This window comes from Bacteroides sp. AM23-12 (genome assembly GCF_003434395.1).
Taxonomy (GTDB): domain Bacteria; phylum Bacteroidota; class Bacteroidia; order Bacteroidales; family Bacteroidaceae; genus Bacteroides; species Bacteroides thetaiotaomicron.
This window is the reverse complement of record NZ_QTLF01000015.1, coordinates 55,779-77,151: the sequence shown is the minus strand read 5'-3', so window position 1 is coordinate 77,151 and position 21,373 is coordinate 55,779. Positions and strand designations below refer to the sequence as shown.

Here is a 21,373-nt window from a genome sequence, read left to right as displayed (position 1 = left end):
TTTAGAAGTTAATGTTAATGCCGAGGTTATATACTCGCTGAATAGGATATCCTAGGCCATTATTACCCATTTCTGCATCCCATAGTTTAAATTTGCTGAAGGTTAGTAGGTTACTTCCTGTTAAGTATAGGCGCAAAGATTGTACACCTATTTTTTTCAGAGCTTTTTGCGAGAATGTATAGCCTAATTCTACAGTTTTCAGACGAATAAATGATCCGTCATGCATCCACCAGGTACTTGTTTGCATATTATTTTCAACAAGTGTGGGAGATAAACGTGGCCAAAATGCGTATATATTACGATTGTCTTCAGACCAATGATCTTTGGCTATAACATCCAAACATTGTTGAACACCCGTCTTTCCACCTGCATCGTAGTTTACAAAGGGAGATGTGTTTCTAGGGTCGATGAAAAAAGATACTCTTGCATTTCCTTGAAAAAACATAGAGAGGTCGAATCCTTTGTAGCCGGTAGAGAAACCAAATCCGTAAGTAATTTCAGGTTGATTAGGATAACCGAGAAAAATTTGGTCTTCACTAGTAATTTTTCCATCATTATTTAAATCTTTATATTTAATATCTCCCGGCATGGCTCCACCATTGAAACTTGTTTGTGAGGGAGAGTTGGCAACATCATTTTCATCAATAAATAGGCGTTCGGCGATATATCCGTAATTAAAGTTGATTGGTTGCCCTATTCTAGAACGATACCCTTGTCCGTAACTAGCATAATCTGGTTCTTCATAGACTTCATACCTTCCTTTGGCAAGCGTGAAATTACCCATTCCTTTTATCCAGAAATCTTTATTGGCAATATAAGAATAGTTGACTGATAAATCAACTCCTCGGGAAGATGCTTCACCTATATTAGCACTTACTCCGGCAGAAAGTCCCATTGTAGAAGGAATGTAGGCGCGGTTTTGGTAAATTTGAGTACGACGTTCATAGAAGAAGTCAGCTTGAACTTCTAATGCACTGTTGAACATACCTAATTCAATACCAAAGTTCCCTTTCTTTGATTTCTCCCATGTAATATTAGTGTTGGGATAACGAGAAATAGATACACCATTCATTTGGTTGCCGTAATTTGTTCCAAAATATTGGCCACGTCCACCATCATTTGGATTTACTTCCGATAAATAATAGAAACGATCATCTGAACTTCCAATGGCATCATTACCTACCAGACCATAGGTCATTTTGAATTTCAGTTTATCCATTGTGTTTAATAATGGCTCCCAAAAGCTTTCGTTCGAAATGATATACCCTAAACCGAAGGAAGGGAAGAAACCGTATCGTTCGTGAGCAGCAAACCGTTCAGAACCGTTATATCCAAAGTTGAATTCTGCAAAATATCTGGAATCGTAAGCATAGGTAAAGCGACCTGCTAGCCCTTGGTTTCTGCGTGGTAGTGATTTCTGTAGAGTGTCTTCACTTGATCTTTTTTCTTCTCGGCGAGTATATACTAACATTCCGCTAGTGGCATGCACACCGAATGTTCGGTTATAGCTGATGGCAGCTTCTACATAGTTGGTAGTGTTGATATTTCTGCTTCCTTGATTGTATGACAAATACTCTTCCCCTTCTACAATGTTAGTCAATGTATAACTATTGGTTTCTTTGTCATAGTCGGCCTGATAATAATAAGGATTGATAGCTCGAGTAAGGTCGGAATAAGAAGAGCGAGTGGTACTAACTAAGATTCGGGCATCCAATCCTTTGGTTACGAAGTCGAACTTTTGTTTTAATTCTGCTTGTGCAGCTACCAATAAATTATTGGATTCTTTGTATCCTCTAACCATATCTGCATATGGATTAATGTAGGCTCCTTTATCGGCATTACCAAATAGCACATGCGTAGCATTGACATATTCGCCTGTTGCAGGATAACTTTTAGGATACATAACAGGGCTTGTCTTCATTACCTTCTTATAAAGTCCTTCACCACTGTCCAACGGACCGGTATAGTCATCAAAATTTCCATTGACGCGAATAGAGAATTCTGTAGTCTTGCTAAGATCCATATTAATATTAGACCGAACAGAATAACGTTGCCAGTTAATGTTACTGTTGTAGTTGTTGAGTTTATCATTTTTGATCACTCCTCCGTCTTTGGTATATGAAGCTGCTACATAATAACGTACTGCACTGCCTCCTCCACTTAGATTAGCATTTACTCTTGTAGAAAGAGCGTAGTTATTGAATAGTTCATCATACCAATTTACTGCTGGATAACAATATGGGTTGGTACCAGCAATTGTATTTTCTATTTTTTCTTGACTATAAACTGTGTAATTAGCGCTGGCGGCAGGATTGTTAGGATCACGCCGAGAGTTTACAGCTTCATTATTTAATCGCATAAAGGTGATAGGATCTGTTAATTCCACCTTCTTTCGAGGAGTGGATACTGATTGTTCTACACGGACGGATACTTTCGGCTTTCCGGCGACTCCTTGTTTAGTGGTCACAAGGATTACTCCATTTGCTCCACGCGCGCCGTACAAAGCAGTGGCTGTAGCGTCTTTCATAATAGAAAATTGAGCAATGTCATCCACATTCAAGCGGGCAAGATCATCTGTACTCAATTCAATGTTGTCAATCAAAATAAGAGGATCTTTTTTATAACCAAATGTTGTGGCACCACGCACAAAGAACTGAGCATTGTCCTTACCGGGTTCACCTGTTGTTTGGAAAGCAATTAGTCCGGACATTCTTCCGGCAAGAGCGGTTGTCAGATTGCTACTCGGTACTTTCAGTTCCTGTGGATTTACTGTAGAGATGGCACTAATTACGCTCTCTTTCTTTTGCTTGGCAAAAGCAACTACCGTTACTTCGTCAAACTCATTAGCTTCAGGAAATAATTTAATAGAGTAAAAGTCGTTACTATCTACTTTTATTTCTTGCTTTTTCATGCCAAGAAACGAAATTTCTAATATATCTCCGGTTTTTACTCGCATAGTGAATTTTCCGTCAATATCTGCAATTGCACCACCTTGACTGTTTTTTATTTTGATGGTAGCTCCTGCCATAGGTTCATTATCGTCACCTGTCACTATACCCTTCACTTCTCTATTTTGCGCATATATACTTGTCGCAAAGAAAAGACAGAGTATGACTGGAATCAGTCGATTCATTTTAAAGAATGAAAAGAGTCTTTCTTTCATATTTTTCATGGATAATTTAAAATTAATATTAGGTTAATACATTTCAGGCAACTAGATCGTTGTCTTGTCAGTGGTGGGGAAATCTCGAATTCGTTTCATATATTATTAGATTTAATGTGATAATTTTCTAAATTCAACGAGTCAAAATTAGGTAAATGTGTTATTTTAATAGTGTATAAACGCAGCAAAAAATAACGCATTTACTGCAAAATTGTTATTAAGGGATGATTATGGTAAGATTATCTCCTTTATTCATGGATATATAAATTAGTCCATCATCCTTTATTTTAGGAATGAATGTTTTTTTGTTCAGCTTCCAACAGTATAGTTTTGCATTTGATAGACGAAGAGTAAATTCTATTGGAGCGGTAGCTTTTAGTACTGCATTTACTATTTGGCTATTTTTCCAACTCGCATCTATTTCAATACCTCCCCGAGCACAAAGTCCTTTAAAATTTCCGTTTTTCCATTCTTTAGGTAAGCACGGTAATAATTCAATGCAATTATCGTGACTTTGTAATAACATTTCTGCAATACCTGCTGCTCCGGCTGTATTCCCGTCAAAAGCGAAGATGTCTTCACCTGCTCCGGCAATACCAGCGGGAGAAACTGTAAACATGTTTTCACGTGATAGTTTTCCAAGTAATTGTTTTACACTATTATAAGCATTTTCAGAGTCTTTTAATCGGGCATAAAAGCAAATCATGTTAGCACGACTCCATTCTGTATCTTCCCAATCTTTGGCTGCTAAACGTCTTTCAATAGTTTTTCGGGCAGCTTTTGCTAATTCGGGTGTTTTATTTAAGGTAATCTGAGAATAAGGATAGAGGGATAATAAGTGTGTGGTGTGACGGTGATTGGGATGTGCTTCTTCGTAATCTTCAAACCATTCCTGTACTCCTCCGTTTGTGCTGATACGGAAAGGAGGGAGTTTGCTGATAGCGGTACGGAGGCTGTCGGCAAAGGAGGCATCGACATTTAATATTTCCGTAGATTGCAGGCATGCCGAGAATATCTCATAAGCCAGTACACGGTCGCAAGTCGGCATCATAGATGCGCAAAATTCTTGTCCTTGATGGCGAAAACTGTTTTCCGGCGAGATACTAGGACCTGTTACCAAATAGTTATTTCGTGGGTCTATTACCATATAATCTAATAGAAATTCAGCATTACTTTTTAATAATGGATATGCGGTATTCTTTAAAAAATCTTTATCTTGTGTGTAATCATATTGTGTCCATAAATGAGAGGCAAGCCAAGAAGATGCAGTCGGGAATAATCCCCAAAGAATACTACCTGATACAGCTGTATATCCCCATGGATTGGCTGTAGTATGTGCAGTCCATCCTTTACAACCATATAAATCTTTTGCTGTTTTTGCACCATGAATTGATAGATCTTTAATATAGTCAAAAAGAGGGAGATGACATTCTGCTAAATTACCTACATTAGCAATCCAATAATTTTGTTCAGTATTGATATCCAAATGATAATCGTTAGTCCATCCCATATGGCAAGCGAGGTTATCGTTAAAAAAACCTTGTAAAGCTACAGGTAGAGGAGAATTAGGACGTGAAGAAGCGATCAACAGATAGCGGGCATATTGGAAAAATAATGCATCTAATCCAGGATCAGATTCTCCTTTCTTTACCCGTGCCCAACGTTCATCGTTTGGTAGGTGATCAAACTTTGCGTGATGCTCAAACGAAAGTCCTACCCGGGAGAAAAGTGGAGAATAGTCTTCTATATGTTTTTTCTTCAGAGTCTTAAAATCTTTCTTTGATGCTAATTCAATTGTTTTCTCACATTTTATTTTGTAGTTGTAACCAGAGAACGTATTGTTTTTAAAATTGGTACGTACATCAGATAATAAAGTGACTTCAGTAGCTTTCTCAATATAAAGTTTTTTCCCTTCAGCTTTTATTGTTCCTCCTTTTATTTGTACAGCAATACGTCCTTCAAAATGTACTCCTCCTTTACCATGTTTTTCAAATTCTGCATTACCGGTATAAATAAGTTGGTTACCGGATGCTACTACATTTGCCTGTCTGAGTAATTTCAATTCAAGTTCCATCGTTATTGCTTTTGGACGACTAGCTTTTATATGCATGGCAACTACGTCATCTGGATTAGAAGCGATACATTGGCGTATATATTCAGTATTACCTACTTTATAGCTAACTGTGTTTATAGCAGTATGTAAATCCAGTTCATGGCGATAATCTGATATTTCTCCTTGAGGATATGAAAAATTTATTTTCAAGTCACCTATGGGAAGATGTGTTCCTACTGAATGTGGGCTACCTGCCATCATATTTCCTGCGACGTGATTACCTTCTGACAAGTTATTTTCAAAAAATAGCTTTCTTACTTGATTGAGTTTTTCTCTTCCGAATGGACGTTGCTGATGTTCATCATATTCCCCTGACCACATTGTTGATTCGTTTAGAGCGAGTGTTTCTGTTTCTATGCCACCATAGATCATTACACCAAGACGACCGTTCCCCAAAGGAAGAGACTTCATCCATTCATCTGCAGGTTTATCATACCATAATTTCATTTTATTCTCGGTTGCCTTCAGTGACAGACTACCACTAACTAGAAGTGCGGCCCCTATTATCAGGCCTAATGTTACGTTTCTCATGTTATAAAATAGTTTATTTCAAAATGATATTGCAAAGGTATAGGAGAAGGGAAAAGTAAAAATGAACAAATGCGGCTATTACTGAAACAAATGCGTCAACTCCTTTTTATATACTGTTTTTTAGTGTATATTTGCGCGCACAGCCAAATATAACCGCTATATAATTTATGAAGAAACACCTACTACGATTAGCTTTCATAAATGGATTGCTATTCTTATCTATTTGTATTTTTGCTCAGGAATATTCTGATTTTTATTTCACCCGTGTTAATGGAGAAAATGGTTTATCAGAGAGTAATGTAAAAGCAATCTTGCAGGATAGCTATGGATTTATGTGGTTTGGGACAAAAAATGGGCTCAACCGCTATGATGGAACTTCTATTCTCCAATTCGATTGCGATGATTTGGAGGAGGGTACAGGTAATCATAATATTGGTGCTCTTTTTGAGGATAAAGAAAGGAATTTATGGGTTGGAACAGACAGGGGTGTTTATATATATAATCCGGCGGTTGATGTATTTAAACGTTTCAAAATAGCTTCATCAGAAGGAATAACTCTTGATAACTGGGTAGCGGAAATTCTGTCTGATTCACTAGATAATATTTGGGTGTTGATTCCTGATCAGGGACTTTTTCGTTATAAAGACGGAAAGGTACATCATTATTCATTGATAGATAAAGACAATTTAAAAAATAATAATCCGGAATGTATTTGTATCAATGAGCAGGGCGAAGTATGGGTAGGTACATCAGGAATAGGTTTATTCAAGTACAATTATCGGGATGATAATTTTGAACAATATTTGACAGACCGAATGGGACGTTCGTTAATTGACAAAACAATTATAAGTATTTGTTTTCAGAAAGAAAATGCTATTTTGGGAATACATGAAGGAGATTTGCTGAAATATAATACTCGAACAGATGAGTTGAGTGAAGTTTCGTTCCTTGGTGAGAAAAAAACATTTTTGCGAGATGTAATGTGTTTTGGAGATGAAATTTGGGTAGGTTCTCTTCATGGAATTTTCATTATTAATGAGAAAGAAAATAATGTTATTCATTTGAAAGAAGACCTGATGCGTTCATTTAGTTTATCGGATAATAGTATTTATTCTATTTATAAAGATTATGAAGGAGGAATTTGGATTGGAACAATGTTTGGAGGTGTCAACTATCTGCCTAATCGTATCTTGACTTTTGCTAAATATGTACCGGGAAGCGATCCATATTCTTTAAATACCAAACGTATCCGTGGATTGGCAGAAGATAATAATGGGTGTATTTGGATAGGTACTGAAGATAATGGTGTTAATGTATTGGATCCTCGAACAGGTAAAGTACATCAGATATATGATAATGTTCCAGGTCGTCTCATTACACTATCAGTAAAACATTATGAAAATCATATATATGTTGGATTATTTAAACAAGGAATGAATGATATTAGTATACCTGGTGAACATCTTAAATACGTCAGTGATAAGGATTTGGGTATTGAAGAAGGAAGTGTATATAGTTTTTTAAAAGATAGTAAAGGTCGTACTTGGATAGGACCTGGGTGGGGATTATATGTATCACAACCTAAGGAAAGGAAATTTCACCGTGTGGAAGAAGTAGGATATAACTGGGTTTTCGATATAATGGAGGCTAGAGATGGTACAATTTGGCTTGCTACTATGGGAAATGGTGTTTGGAAATGTGATCCTAAGAATAATTCTTATAAGAATTATTCTTATAAGGAAGGAGTTGACAACTCTCTAAGCTCCAACTCCGTCAGCTCCATCATGCAGGACAGTAAAGGGAATATATGGTTCTCTACCGACCGTGGCGGTATATGCAGATATAATGAAGCGCAGGACAACTTTACCACTTTCAGCATCGAAGACGGGCTGCCGGACGATGTAGCTTACAACATATTGGAAGATGATGCTGGAAATCTGTGGTTTGGCACCAATAAAGGATTGGTCAAGTTCAATCCCGAGAATGGAGATGTACGTGTCTTTACCAATAAGGATGGATTGCTGGGTAATCAGTTCAATTATCAATCGGCATTGAAAGCTCAGGATGGAAGGTTCTATTTCGGCGGGGTGGACGGATTGATCGCGTTCGATCCTACTGTTCAGGAGGAGGAAAGGCCGCTTCCTCCTGTCTACATTTCCAAGTTTAGTATATATAATAAGGAAGTGACAGTGCATACTCCTGACTCACCCCTGAAACAATGTATCGTACATACGGATGAAATCGTCCTGCCTTATGATCAGGCCAATATCAGTTTTGACGTGGCCTTGCTCAGTTACTCTACTGCCGAGTCCAACCAATACTATTATCGTATGGAACCGCTGGACAGGGATTGGGTACGGGCAGCCAGCAACCAGAACATCTCGTATGCCAAACTTCCGCCGGGAAAATACACCTTCCGTGTGCAGGCTACTCACGGCAGTAAGTCCGAGTCGTCCACACGTTCTCTGTCTATTATCATTCTTCCTCCGTGGTGGCAGTCTATCATCGCTTACATTGTATATACCGTATGCATTATCCTGATCGTGGTTGGCACCATCTTATGGTACAAACGCCGCAAGGAGAAACAACTGGAAGAACGGCAAAAACTGTTCGAGATCGAAAAAGAGAAGGAACTGTACGAATCCAAAGTAGACTTCTTCACAGAGATAGCGCACGAAGTGCGTACCCCTTTGACACTGATCAACGGTCCTCTCGAAGCCATTGAGGAAATGGAGATACAGGAGCCCAAGATGAAGAAGTATATCAGTGTGATGGTCCAGAACACCAAACGCCTGCTGGAACTTACCGGACAACTGCTGGACTTCCAGAAGATCGGTGCCAACAAGCTGACCATGAAATTTGAGAGCGTGGACATTACCGAACTTCTTGCCGGAATCGTGGCACGCTTTGAAGTGACGTTCAGCCTGAACCGGAAAGAATTGCAGTTAAAATCGACAGAAGAGCAGGTGTGGGCAGCTGTAGATAAAGAAGCAATCACCAAGATACTGAGCAACCTGCTCAATAATGCGCTGAAGTACGCCAGCCAGAATGTACTGGTAGAACTGGAAAAGGGAGAAGACAGCTTTACGATTCGTGTTACCAGTGACGGAAACAAGATTCCGGCGGAAGTCAGCCAATATATATTCGAACCGTTCTATCAGGTGGACAGAAAGGAGAAGCCCCGTAATGGAGTAGGCATCGGCTTGTCTCTGGCACGTTCGCTGGCATCCCTGCATAAAGGCACGATCTATCTGGATACCCGTCAGGAAAACAATATGTTTGTACTGACCATTCCTTTGAATATGGAGGGCATTAAACAGGAGAACAACAAAGCCATACAGAAAGACATTGTCGAGCTGGACGAACATACGCCCGTCACGGCTGATATGTATGGATATACCCTTCTGTTGGTAGAAGACAACGAAAGTATGCTGACCTTTATTCTCGAACGCTTGCAGGAAAACTTCACCGTAGAGACAGCGATGAACGGGATAGAAGCACTGGAAATATTGAGAAGCGGCCATATCGACTTGATCATCAGTGATATCATGATGCCTGTAATGGACGGATACCAACTCTGCAAGGAAGTAAAATCGGATATGGAGCTTTCTCATATTCCTATTATCTTCCTGACAGCCAAGAATGACATCGACAGCAAAATCAACGGTCTGAAATATGGTGCGGAAGCATACGTTGAGAAACCTTTCTCTTTCAATTATCTGAAAGAACAAGTCCTGTCCTTGCTTGACAACAGGCGCAGGGAAAGAGAAGCCTTTGCGAAACGCCCCTTCTTCTCTGTCAACAATATGCAGATGAACAAGGCGGACGAGGAATTTATGAATAAAGTGATCAAGGTCATTGAAGATAACATAACCGATGATAATTTCGGTGTAGAACGGATGGCGGATATACTCTGCATGAGTCGTTCTAGTTTGTTAAGGAAAATCAAGACACTGTTCAACTTGTCTCCGCTCGATTTTATCCGGTTGATCAAGTTGAAAAAGGCAGCCGAGTTTATCCAGGAAGGTAAATACCGGATCGGAGATATCTGCTATATGGTCGGCATCAATTCGCCGTCTTATTTCAGCAAGTTATTCCTGAAACAATTCGGCATGACACCCAAAGATTTTGAGAAACAATATCAATCCGGCAAGCAGATCATTATCACGCAGGAGATAAAGAATGTCGAGGCAGGAGAGGGCACAAAATAGATAAAATACCTCTCTTAGCCCGCATTGGAGCTTATTTGCCGTATTTTTATCATTTTTTGAATCGTTTGTATATAGTAAAGGAGATGCCAATCCTTACCTTTGTGGCATACCTCAATAAGAGAAAAAGGTTTCTTATTCGGGTATGCTTTATTTTTTTACATAAGAACATTGTACCATATGAAAAACCAAAAGCTACTACTAAAAAAAATGTCGGGAGTATCCCTGATGCTTCTTCTGTTTCTTTTCATTTCCAACTGTGCCAGTGGAGACAAGATTTTTTCTACCGATGTATGGAATATAACTTACGATGATCAGCAAGGGGGAATAGCACTCACTTATAAGTCAAAAAATATTTGTAACGGAATGTATGCTTCCTATCAATGGGAAGGGAAGGAGATCAAGACAAGTGACTATGCCCGTCATAAAATCAGTACGGGCAAAGTTTCCGATTCTTTCGGGAAAGGACATATATATAAGGTGGAGTATACGGATAAGGAGCTTCCGAAGCTGACTCAGTATTTCTATCTTTATCCGGGTAAGGAATATATACTGACCGATTTTACGGTCGAAGCGAAAGAGGAAATCCGTTCCGGCAGAATGGCTCCTGTTAATGTCGATTCTATATCCGGATTCTTGCAGGCAGGTGATAACCGTGCTCTTTTTGTTCCGTTCGACAATGACAAATGGATCAGATATCAGTCTCACCCGCTTGGTTTCGATACATTGGTGAGTTATGAAGTGACAGCCATATTCAATAATGAAAGCCGGAACGGTCTGGTGATCGGCTCCGTAGAACATGATAACTGGAAAACAGGTATTTCAATAGGTAAGGGGGATCGTGATAACATTGGTTCGCTGGTATGTTATGGGGGCATAGCAGATGAGCAGACTCGTGACGTAAAGGCTCACGGTGCATTAGCAGGTAAAAAGATTAAATCCCCTAAAGTCTTTTTGGGTTTCTTTGAAGATTGGTGCGATGGACTTGAAGCGTATGCAAAAGCCAACGCTGTAATTGCCCCTCCCAAAGCATGGGAGAAAGCTGTTCCATTTGGTTGGAACAGCTGGGGGGCATTACAATTCAATCTGACTTATGAGAAAGCGATGGAAGTCTCCGATTATTTCAAGGAGAATCTGCAGAATAATCATTTTGTAAACCTTGATCAGACTGTCTATATCGGTCTGGACTCCGGTTGGGACTGTATGAATGAGGAACAACTGAAATCATTTATAGAAAAGTGTAAGTCGAACGGACAGATCGGTGGTATCTACTGGACTCCGTTCACCGACTGGGCACGCGATCCGGAACGGACGGTAGATGCCGCACCGGAATATAAATACAAAGATATCTATCTCTATGCCAACGGAAAGCCGCAGGAACTGGACGGTGCTTATGCAGTCGATCCAACGCATCCGGCAGTGGAAGCTATGATGAAGAAGACTTCCGGTTTGTTCCACCGTGCAGGATTCGAGTATGTGAAGATGGACTTCATGACACACGGTGCGATGGAAGCGGACAAATGGTATAATCCTGAGATTACCACAGGTATACAGGGATATAATTATGGCATGAAACTTCTCAATCAATATTTTGGAGATATGTATATCAATCTCTCCATTTCTCCTGTTTTCCCTGCCCAGTATGCGCAGTCACGCAGAATAGCCTGTGATGCGTGGAATCAGATCAAGGATACCGAATATACATTGAATGCTCTTTCATACGGCTGGTGGCAGAAGTATATCTATCAATATAATGATGCCGATCATATTGTACTGAGAGATGCTACCGACGGAGAAAACCGTGCCCGTATTACTTCGGGTGTCATTACGGGTATTTACATTACAGGAGACGATTTCAGTGCGGGAGGAGGAAAAGACGCCAAAGAGAAATCACAGAAATATCTGACCAATGCGGCAGTGAATGCAGTAGCGACAGGAGAAGTGTTCCGTCCCGTGGAAGGAAACGGAGAGAAGTCGGAACATATCTTTGTAAGGAAGACACCCGATGGTCGTTTCCATTGTGCGGTATTCAACTACTCGGACCAGGAACAGACAACTGTGCTTTCGTTAGAAAGAATAGGATTGGACAAGGCACGCAACTATCAGGTGAAGGAGTTGTGGAGCGGCAATGAGACTTTTGCCACAGGACAGCTTGAAGTGACCGTACCCTCCAAAGACGTGCAATTACTTGAATTTAAATAACCGAAGAAATGAAAAAATATCAATTAACACTCTTATCGTTATGTGTGGCAGCCTTTGCGCAAGCGAAGGTCACATTGCCGTCATTCTTTACCGATAATATGGTTATTCAGCAAAACAGTCAGCTGACGTTACCGGGAAAAGCGAAAGCCGGTAAACAAGTGACTGTGAAGGTGAGCTGGAATCATGAGAAATATACGGTTAAAGCGTCAGCTGATGGTCATTTTAGTATAGAAGTCCCGACTCCGCCTGCCGGAGGACCTTTTCAGATCACTGTTTCGGATGGTGAGAAGCTGGTGCTGAACAACGTCCTATCGGGAGAAGTCTGGATATGTTCCGGTCAGTCGAATATGGAAATGCCCGTTGCCGGATGGGGAAAAGTGATGAATTACGAACAGGAGGTTGCCGATGCCAATTATCCTTCCATCCGTCTGTTGCAGGTAAAGAAGACCGTCGCTTTCTCTCCGCAGGATAATGTAGAAATGAATATGAACGGCTGGCAGGAATGTAGTTCCGCTACTGTACCGGAGTTTTCTTCCGTTGCTTATTTCTATGCCCGTAAGTTGTGGAAAGAACTGAATGTGCCCGTTGGGGTAATTGACTGTACTTGGGGCGGCACACCTGCCGAATCGTGGACAAGCCATCAGACATTGAAGCAAGTCATGGGATTCCAGAAAAAGATGGCCGAAATGGAAAGTGCAGGCTTCCAAAGAGAGAAACTTGTCGAACTTTACCATCGGGAAATGGACGAGTGGCTTCAGCAGTTTGATGCCAAGGATCCCGGATTCAAAGACGGAGTTCCCCAATGGATATCAGCTCTTCAGACAGGGAATGAATGGAAACCGATGGAACTGCCCGCCTACTGGGAAACTCGCGGACTGAATTTTGACGGTACTGTCTGGTTCCAAAAAGAAGTGGAAATACCTGCTGACTGGAGCGGCAAGGAAATCTCCTTCCATCTGGCTATGATCGACGACGACGACGTCACTTACTTTAACGGAAAAGAGATAGGAAGAACTTCGGGATGTAATACGATGCGTACCTATAAGATTCCCGCAACCTTGGCAAAGGCAGGTAAAGGGGTTATCACCATTCGTGCCATAGATTATGGAGGTGAAGGTGGTATCCATGGAGAACCTCAGCAGATGTATATGGAAGCGAACGGCAAGAAGATTTCCTTGGCGGGCAACTGGAACTATCACACTGGAGTATCGATGACCGATGCACCTTCCAGACCATTGTCTCCCGAAGGAACCGGCTGGCCGACATCCTGTTACCCGACCGTACTTTACAATGCAATGATACATCCTTTTACTGTTTTTCCTATCAAGGGTGCTATCTGGTATCAGGGAGAAAATAATGTAGGATTCGACGAGCAGTACAGAGTACTTTTCCAATCAATGATTACAGATTGGAGAAGGGCATGGAAACAGGATTTTCCTTTCTACTTTGTGCAGTTGGCCAATTATCTGAAGCCCGAAGAAGTGCAGCCGGACTCCAAATGGGCGGCTCTCCGTGATGCACAGGCACATGCGCTGCATCTGCCTAATACAGGTATGGCATGTGCCATCGACCTCGGCGAAGCTTATGATATCCACCCGAAAAACAAACAGGAAGTAGGAAAGCGGCTGGCGCAAGCGGCATTGACGAAGACCTATAACAAAGGTACATACGAAGTGCCCGCATTCCTTGGATACCGCATTTCGGGACGTACGCTGATTCTTACTTTCGATCAGGAAGTAGTAGCCAAAGAAGGGGCTCCGAAAGGCTTTATACTGGCAGGACCGGACGGGAAATACGTTCCGGCACAGGCTACCATCCGGGGAAAAGAAGTCATTCTGCAATCCGACCGGATAGAAATACCGACGGCGGCTTGCTATGCGTGGGCAGACAATCCTGTTTGTAATCTATATGGCAAGAGCGGGCTTCCCGTACCCCCGTTCCGCACCAGAGAATAAATATCAACCATAACAATGTAAACCATGAAATTAAAAGCATTCTTACTTTTTTTTCTATTGAGTTCTTTTTCTCTTTTGCAGGCTGCCGACAAGCCTCTGATCAAAATAGAAACCGAACGGACCAGCCTTATCTATCAAGTAGCTGACAACGGACGTCTGTATCAGAAATACTTGGGCAAAAAGCTTAACCATGATTCCGATATCCAGTATCTGCCACAAGGGACTGAAGCTTATCTGACTCACGGTATGGAGGACTACTTTGAACCGGCTATTCACATACGTCATAACGATAATAACTCTTCATTGCTGCTGAAATACGTAGATCATTCGAGCAATGCCATCGATAACGGGGTCAACGAAACCGTAATTACCCTTAAGGATGATAAATACCCTGTGACCGTGAAGTTGCATTATGTGGCTTACGGCAAAGAGAACATTATCCGTACGTTTACTGAAATCAGCCATGAAGAGAAGAAACCTGTGATACTTTGCAAGTATGCTTCATCAATGCTTCACCTGAACAGCAGCAAGTATTTCCTGACTGAATTTTCCGGTGACTGGGCACACGAAGCCAACGTGACCGAAAGAGAACTGGCTTTCGGCAAAAAGGTGATCGATACGAAGTTGGGCGCACGTGCCAATATGTTTGTATCTCCTTTCTTCCAGCTGGCTCTTGACAATCCTTCGCAGGAGAATGCAGGCGAAGTGCTGGTAGGAACTATCGGGTGGACGGGTAACTTCCGTTTTACTTTCGAAGTGGACAATAAAAACGAACTGCGCATTATCAGCGGTATCAACCCGTACGACTCTGAATACAGCCTGCCCGCCAAAGAAGTGTTCCGTACTCCGGACTTCTATTTCACTTACAGCACGCAGGGGAAAGGTGAGGCCAGCCGTAACTTCCATGACTGGGCGCGCAATCATCAGGTGAAAAACGGTAATGATACCCGCATGACTTTGCTCAACAACTGGGAATCTACCTATTTTGACTTTGATGAAAATAAACTGATCGGCTTGATGGATGAGGCTACCAAGCTGGGCGTAGATATGTTCCTGCTGGACGATGGTTGGTTTGCCAACAAATATCCTCGTAGCAGTGACCATCAGGGGTTGGGCGACTGGGAAGAGACTGCCGACAAACTTCCGAACGGAGTAGGGCGTCTTGTTGAAGAAGCACAAAAGAAAGGTATCAAGTTCGGTATATGGATAGAGCCGGAAATGGTGAATCCCAAAAGCGAGCTTTACGAAAAGCATAAGGACTGGGTGATTCATCTGCCTAACCGTGATGAATACTACTTCCGCAACCAGATGGTGCTCGACCTTAGCAATCCGAAAGTACAGGATCATGTATTCGGCGTGGTGGACAACCTGATGACCAAATATCCCGGCATCGCTTTCTTCAAATGGGACTGCAACAGCCCGATTACGAATATCTATTCGGTGTATCTGAAAGATAAACAGTCTCATTTGTACGTTGATTATGTGCGCGGACTTTACAAGGTGCTGGACAGAATCAAGGCTAAATATCCTGATCTTCCGATGATGCTGTGTGCCGGTGGCGGCGGACGCTCCGACTATGAAGCATTGAAGTACTTCACAGAATTTTGGCCAAGCGACAATACCGATCCTATCGAACGCCTGTTTATCCAATGGGGCTATTCGCAGATCTTCCCAAGTAAGACACTGTGTGCCCACGTCACTACTTGGAATCGTGGAACCAGTATCAAGTTCCGTACCGATGTAGCCATGATGTGCAAATTAGGATTCGACATCAAACTGGAAGACATGAATCAGAATGAGCACCTTTACTGTGATCAGGCAGTCAAGAACTACAACCGTCTGAAACCTGTCATCCTTGAAGGTGATTTGTATCGCCTCGTTTCTCCTTACGGAAGCAACCATACTTCTTCCATGTTTGTAGGCAAGGACAAGAAAACGGCTGCGGTATTCGCCTTCGATATCCATCCGCGCTATGCGGAAAAGACACTGCCTGTCCGCCTGCAAGGGTTGAATGCCGACAAGAAGTACCGTGTGAAGGAAATCAATATGATGCCCGGTAGCGGTTCCTCATTGAAGGGTAACAACCAGGTTTTCTCCGGAGAATATCTAATGAACGTCGGACTGGATCTTTTCACAACACAGCAGCTCAACAGCCGTCTCATTGAAATAACAGAAGAATAAAAAGCCATAGACATAAGAAACATATCTTATAAAAACACCATGAACCATGAAGAAATTACTTTTAAGTGTATGTGCATTTTCATTGACTCTCGCTACGTTGCAGGCAGGGGAAATCACTAAATATGTAAATCCGTTTATTGGAACGGGGGCCATCGATGGGGGACTTTCGGGTAATAATTACCCGGGGGCGACCTCGCCGTTCGGTATGATACAGCTTTCTCCGGACACCAGCGAAGCTCCCAATTGGGGGGACGCTTCCGGCTACGACTATAACCGGAATACGATCTTCGGTTTCAGCCATACCCGCCTGAGTGGGACAGGAGCCTCGGACCTGATCGACATTACATTGATGCCGACCAGTAGCGGACGCACTTCTTCCGCATTCACGCATGACGAAGAGAAGGCCCGTCCCGGCTATTATCAGGTAATGCTGAAAGATGAGAATATTAATGCAGAGCTTACCACTACTCAGAGAAACGGTATCCACCGCTATCAATATCCCGCCGGCAAAGATGCGGAGATTATACTGGATATGGACCACTCGGCAGATAAGGGCAGTTGGGGACGCCGGATCATTAACTCTCAGATCCGCATTCTGAATGATCATGCAGTGGAAGGTTACCGTATCATCACCGGATGGGCGAAACTGCGCAAGATTTATTTCTACATGGAGTTTTCCAGTCCTATCCTTACTTCTACGCTGAGAGACGGCGGGCGTGTTCATGAAAACACAGCCGTGATCAACGGTACGAATCTTCATGGCTGTTTCCGTTTCGGCCAACTGAATGGCAAACCACTGACGTGTAAGGTAGCCCTTTCATCCGTCTCTATGGAGAATGCCCGTCAGAACATGGAACAGGAAGCACCGCACTGGGATTTCGACCGCTATGTGGCTGCTGCGGACGCTGATTGGGAAAAACAACTAGGAAAGATCGAAGTGAAAGGTACGGAAGTGCAGAAAGAGATATTCTATACGGCTCTTTACCACACCATGATACAGCCTAACACCATGTCCGACGTGAACGGCGAATACATGGCTGCCGACTATACGACCCGCAAAGTAGCGAACAATGAAACTCATTACACCACATTCTCCCTGTGGGATACTTTCCGCGCTTCTCATCCTCTCTACACATTACTGGAACCCGAACGGGTGACTGACTTCGTGAAGAGCATGATACGCCAGTATGAATATTACGGCTACCTGCCTATCTGGCAATTATGGGGACAGGACAATTACTGTATGATCGGTAACCACTCCATCCCTGTGATCACTGATGCCATCCTGAAAGGTATTCCTGGAATTGATATGGAGAAGGCCTATGAAGCAGTCTATAACAGTTCGGTAACCTCACACCCCAACTCTCCTTTTGAGGTATGGGAGAAATACGGCTTTATGCCCGAAAACATTCAGACTCAATCTGTCTCCATCACTCTGGAGCAGGCTTTTGATGACTGGTGTGTTGCCCAACTGGCTGCAAAATTGAACAAGGATGCCGATTATCAGCGATTCCACAAACGCTCCGAATATTACCGGAACCTTTTCCATCCGAAAACGAAGTTCTTTCAGTCCAAGAATGACAAGGGAGAATGGATCGAACCTTTCGACCCGTATCAATACGGTGGAAACGGCGGGCATCCGTTTACCGAAGGAAATGCATGGCAATACTTTTGGTATGTTCCGCATAACATCCAGGCCTTGATGGAACTGACAGGAGGAACGAAAGCCTTTGAACAAAAGCTGGATACCTTTTTTACCTCTACCTATAAGAGTGAGCAGATGAATCATAACGCTTCGGGATTTGTGGGACAGTATGCACATGGTAATGAGCCCAGCCATCACGTAGCTTATCTCTATAATTTTGCAGGTCAGCCGTGGAAGACGCAAAAGTATGTCAGCCATATTCTGAACACGCTGTATAACAACACTTCTTCGGGATATGCCGGAAATGATGACTGCGGTCAGATGTCTGCCTGGTATGTATTCAGTGCGATGGGATTCTATCCGGTCAATCCTGCCGACGGCCGGTATATCATTGGTTCCCCGCTTTTGGATGAGTGTACTTTGAAACTGGCAGGTAATAAGGAATTCCGTATCCGGACCATCCGTAAGTCTCCCGAAGATATCTACATTCAGTCGGTGACTTTGAACGGGAAGAAACACAAAGATTTCTTCATCACTCATCAGGACATCATGAACGGTGGTACGATGGTGTTCAAGATGGGTAAGAAACCATCCGGATGGGGAAAGTAAACAGTATGAATTCAGATATTGTATCTAATAGAAACATGGATGAGTTATATCATATAGGGCAATAAATATTATAGCCTTGTTTCTATATAATAAGAGACTGTCTACCTTCTGACAGTCTCTTATTATTATTTTCTTATTTAACCTCTTCGGAAGTCTGTAACATCTGGAACAACTTGTCCAGCTTTGGAGCCATGATAATCTCCGTACGGCGGTTCTTGCTTCTGCCTTCCGCAGTTTCATTGTCGTCAACAGGCATATATTCGCCGCGACCGCTGGGCTGTATCTGCAAAGGATTTACACCGTAGTTCTTGATCAGGATACGTACGACGGAGGTAGCACGAATCACGCTCAAATCCCAGTTGTCTTTGAACTGTACGGTGTTGATCGGTTTATTGTCGGTGTGACCTTCGATAAATACGTCGATGTCGGTCTGCTTGTTCAGGACTTCCGCCAATTTGCCGAGAGCTTCCTCTCCGCGTTTATCCAGACGGGCGCTTCCTGACTGGAACAGCAATTTGTCCGACATTGCCACATACACCTTTCCATCCTTTTCACGAACCGTCAGTTCGTCTGTGCTAAAGCCCAGTAACGCGTCTTTCACACTGTTCAGCAGTTGTTTCACTTTCTCGTTCTGAGCGTTGATCATGTCCTGCAACTCGTTGATGGTGCGTTCTCTTTCGCTAAGTTCGTTTTTCTTCTGACTCAACAAGGCATTCAGTTTTTCCTGTTCCGTCATGTTAGTACTAAGCATGCTCTGATACTGACGGATACTGTTTCCCATCTGGGTGGTATCACGCAGGAGCTTCTTGATTTGTGCTGACAGCTGGTCGCCCGTGTTGCGGCAATCAGTCAATAAACTTTGCAAGCTGTCGATACTTGCAATACGTGCGGCTTCTGTCATCATGAACTTCTTTTTCGTTACACATGAAGTACATAATAACAATGTAAGGAAAGTAAATAATGCAATTTTCTTCATTACGCTTTATTTTTTTTGCAAAGAAATAATTTTCTTCTGAAGATTACAAAAATTCTTTTATTAAACTCTGTGTCATATAGTTAAGAAATGACCTGAGAGAATTTTACTGCTGGTACTTCGTTGATATCAAGACAGGCTGTTGTACGGAATATGCCAAAGAATCAGCGTTGCAAAAACTCGCAAAGTTTCTGTACAGCCAGTGCACGATGGCTGATCTTGTTCTTTATTTCGTTTCCCAGTTCGGCAAAAGTCTGTTCGTACCCTTCGGGCTTGAATATCGGGTCATAACCGAAGCCGGAATCTCCGCGCTTCTCTTTGATGATTTCCCCTTTGATCACACCTTCAAAGAGATATTCCTTTCCGTCGAGAATCAGCGAAATGGCAGTGCGGAATTGCGCTTTCCGATTCTCTTTTCCTTCCAGTTCGTGGAGCAGCTTGCGCATATTCGCCTGAGCGTCGTGTCCTTCGCCTTCGGCATAGCGGGCGGAGTACACTCCGGGCGCTCCGTTCAGAGCTTCCACTTCCAGTCCGGTGTCATCGGCAAAGCAGTCCAGCTGATAGTTCCGGTAGATAAAAGAAGATTTCAGCAAGGCATTTCCTTCCAGCGTTTCGGCTGTTTCGGGAATGTCCGTGTGGCAGTCAATGTCATTCAGACTGAGCAGTTCTACCTTATCTCCGAGAATAGCGGCTACTTCTTCGAGCTTATGAGCATTGTTAGTGGCAAATACAAGTTTGCGTTTCATTGTCTTATTCTTGTTTTTTAGCGGAATTATCCGGATTCATTCACCTGTTTATTTCACTTTCAACTGATCGAACCCTTCGCCATACACCCCGATGACGGAACTTTGCGAGATGAAAGCGTTCGGGTCGATACGTTTTACTAGTCGGAAGATATCCAGCGACTGACGTCTTTTGGCCAGTACGACCAATACTTTTACATCGTTTTTGCTGTACCATCCGGTACCGTTGAGCACGGTCACCCCACGGTCTGTATCTTTAATGATGCGATCGGCTATCTCATCATACTTCTTGGAGAAGATGAAGAACTGTACGGACTGACGGGCACTGTTGATAATCCAGTCGAGCACGACACCAATGATGAACAGAGTGACGAAACCGAAGATTACCCGACGCCAGTCGTGAAACACAAAGTAACAGGAACTGATGATGAACACATCACAAATCATGATCATCCTTCCAAGTGATACGTCTTTGTATTTGTTGACAATAGCAGCGATGATGTCCGTTCCTCCGGTACTGCCGTTATAATTGAAAGTAATGCCCAGACCTACACCACACATAGCCGCACCGATGATACAAGCCATAAAGTCCTGTCCGCTGCCGAGCAGCAGAGGCTTTCCGTCGGCCGACATATCGGGCGTTTGTATGTAGTTGTTTACCAACACCTGGAATATCCATAGCAGGAAAGTCAGCATGAAAATTGCATAAGTAGTCTTTATGCTGAATCGCGGACCTAATATCTTGATGGCAAATGTCATCAGAACCGCATTGATGATGAAGTACGACCACTGGATAGGAAATCCCGTTGCGTAATAAATGATAGCTCCGATACCGGTAGTACCCCCTGTCGTTATCTGGTAAGGCAGCAGAAACGCCGCCCATCCCAAAGCATAACTGATCAATCCGAGAGTGATGTAGATATAATCCTTCACTTCTCTCATTATTTCCGCTTTTGCTGGTTTGCGCATTTAATTAATAGGTAATAAGTATTAAGTAATAGGTAATAAGTCGTAGTCGATAGGTACAGGTAATAAGTATTAAGTATTAGG

The 21,373-nt window shown here is 42.6% G+C and carries 10 protein-coding genes; 5 read left to right on the top strand and 5 right to left on the bottom strand.

What is annotated here, in order from left to right; translation table 11 throughout:
* Window position 1: 1 nt before the first annotated feature.
* Together DW640_RS13760 and DW640_RS13755 are read right to left on the bottom strand one after the other, a co-directional pair.
* A complete protein-coding gene (locus DW640_RS13760; protein ID WP_016269154.1) occupies window positions 2-3,163 on the bottom strand; it encodes a TonB-dependent receptor in 3,162 nt (1,053 codons plus the stop codon).
* Window positions 3,164-3,380: 217 nt separating this feature from the next.
* Window positions 3,381-5,807 carry a glycoside hydrolase N-terminal domain-containing protein gene (locus DW640_RS13755; protein WP_011108674.1) on the bottom strand — a complete coding sequence of 809 codons (2,427 nt, stop codon included), beginning with the start codon at window positions 5,805-5,807 and terminating at the stop codon, window positions 3,381-3,383.
* 167 nt (window positions 5,808-5,974) lie between these two features.
* Between DW640_RS13755 and DW640_RS13750 the strand changes: the two genes are divergently transcribed.
* From DW640_RS13750 to DW640_RS13730, 5 genes are all read left to right on the top strand, one after another.
* The gene (locus DW640_RS13750) at window positions 5,975-10,018 is read left to right on the top strand and encodes a hybrid sensor histidine kinase/response regulator transcription factor (protein WP_117578493.1); all 4,044 of its coding nucleotides are present in this window, start codon (window positions 5,975-5,977) and stop codon (window positions 10,016-10,018) included.
* 177 nt (window positions 10,019-10,195) lie between these two features.
* The gene (locus tag DW640_RS13745; protein ID WP_182427056.1) at window positions 10,196-12,217 is read left to right on the top strand and encodes an alpha-galactosidase; all 2,022 of its coding nucleotides are present in this window, start codon (window positions 10,196-10,198) and stop codon (window positions 12,215-12,217) included.
* An 8-nt stretch (window positions 12,218-12,225) separates the two neighbouring features.
* Window positions 12,226-14,172: a sialate O-acetylesterase gene (locus DW640_RS13740; protein WP_074858316.1), complete on the top strand. Its 1,947-nt coding sequence runs from the start codon at window positions 12,226-12,228 to the stop codon at window positions 14,170-14,172.
* 24 nt (window positions 14,173-14,196) lie between these two features.
* The gene (locus DW640_RS13735; RefSeq protein ID WP_008767394.1) at window positions 14,197-16,353 is read left to right on the top strand and encodes an alpha-galactosidase; all 2,157 of its coding nucleotides are present in this window, start codon (window positions 14,197-14,199) and stop codon (window positions 16,351-16,353) included.
* A gap of 46 nt (window positions 16,354-16,399) precedes the next feature.
* A complete protein-coding gene (locus tag DW640_RS13730) occupies window positions 16,400-18,607 on the top strand; it encodes a GH92 family glycosyl hydrolase (protein WP_011108651.1) in 2,208 nt (735 codons plus the stop codon).
* 133 nt (window positions 18,608-18,740) lie between these two features.
* Here DW640_RS13730 and DW640_RS13725 read toward each other — a convergent pair whose 3' ends face one another.
* The 3 genes from DW640_RS13725 to DW640_RS13715 form a co-directional block, all read right to left on the bottom strand.
* On the bottom strand, window positions 18,741-19,583 hold the full coding sequence (locus DW640_RS13725; protein WP_008767392.1) for an OmpA family protein: 843 nt from the start codon (window positions 19,581-19,583) through the stop codon (window positions 18,741-18,743).
* Between the two features lie 161 nt (window positions 19,584-19,744).
* A complete protein-coding gene (locus DW640_RS13720; protein WP_008762767.1) occupies window positions 19,745-20,326 on the bottom strand; it encodes a non-canonical purine NTP diphosphatase in 582 nt (193 codons plus the stop codon).
* A 48-nt stretch (window positions 20,327-20,374) separates the two neighbouring features.
* The gene (locus DW640_RS13715) at window positions 20,375-21,292 is read right to left on the bottom strand and encodes a YitT family protein (protein WP_008767390.1); all 918 of its coding nucleotides are present in this window, start codon (window positions 21,290-21,292) and stop codon (window positions 20,375-20,377) included.
* Between the last annotated feature and the right edge of the window lie 81 nt (window positions 21,293-21,373).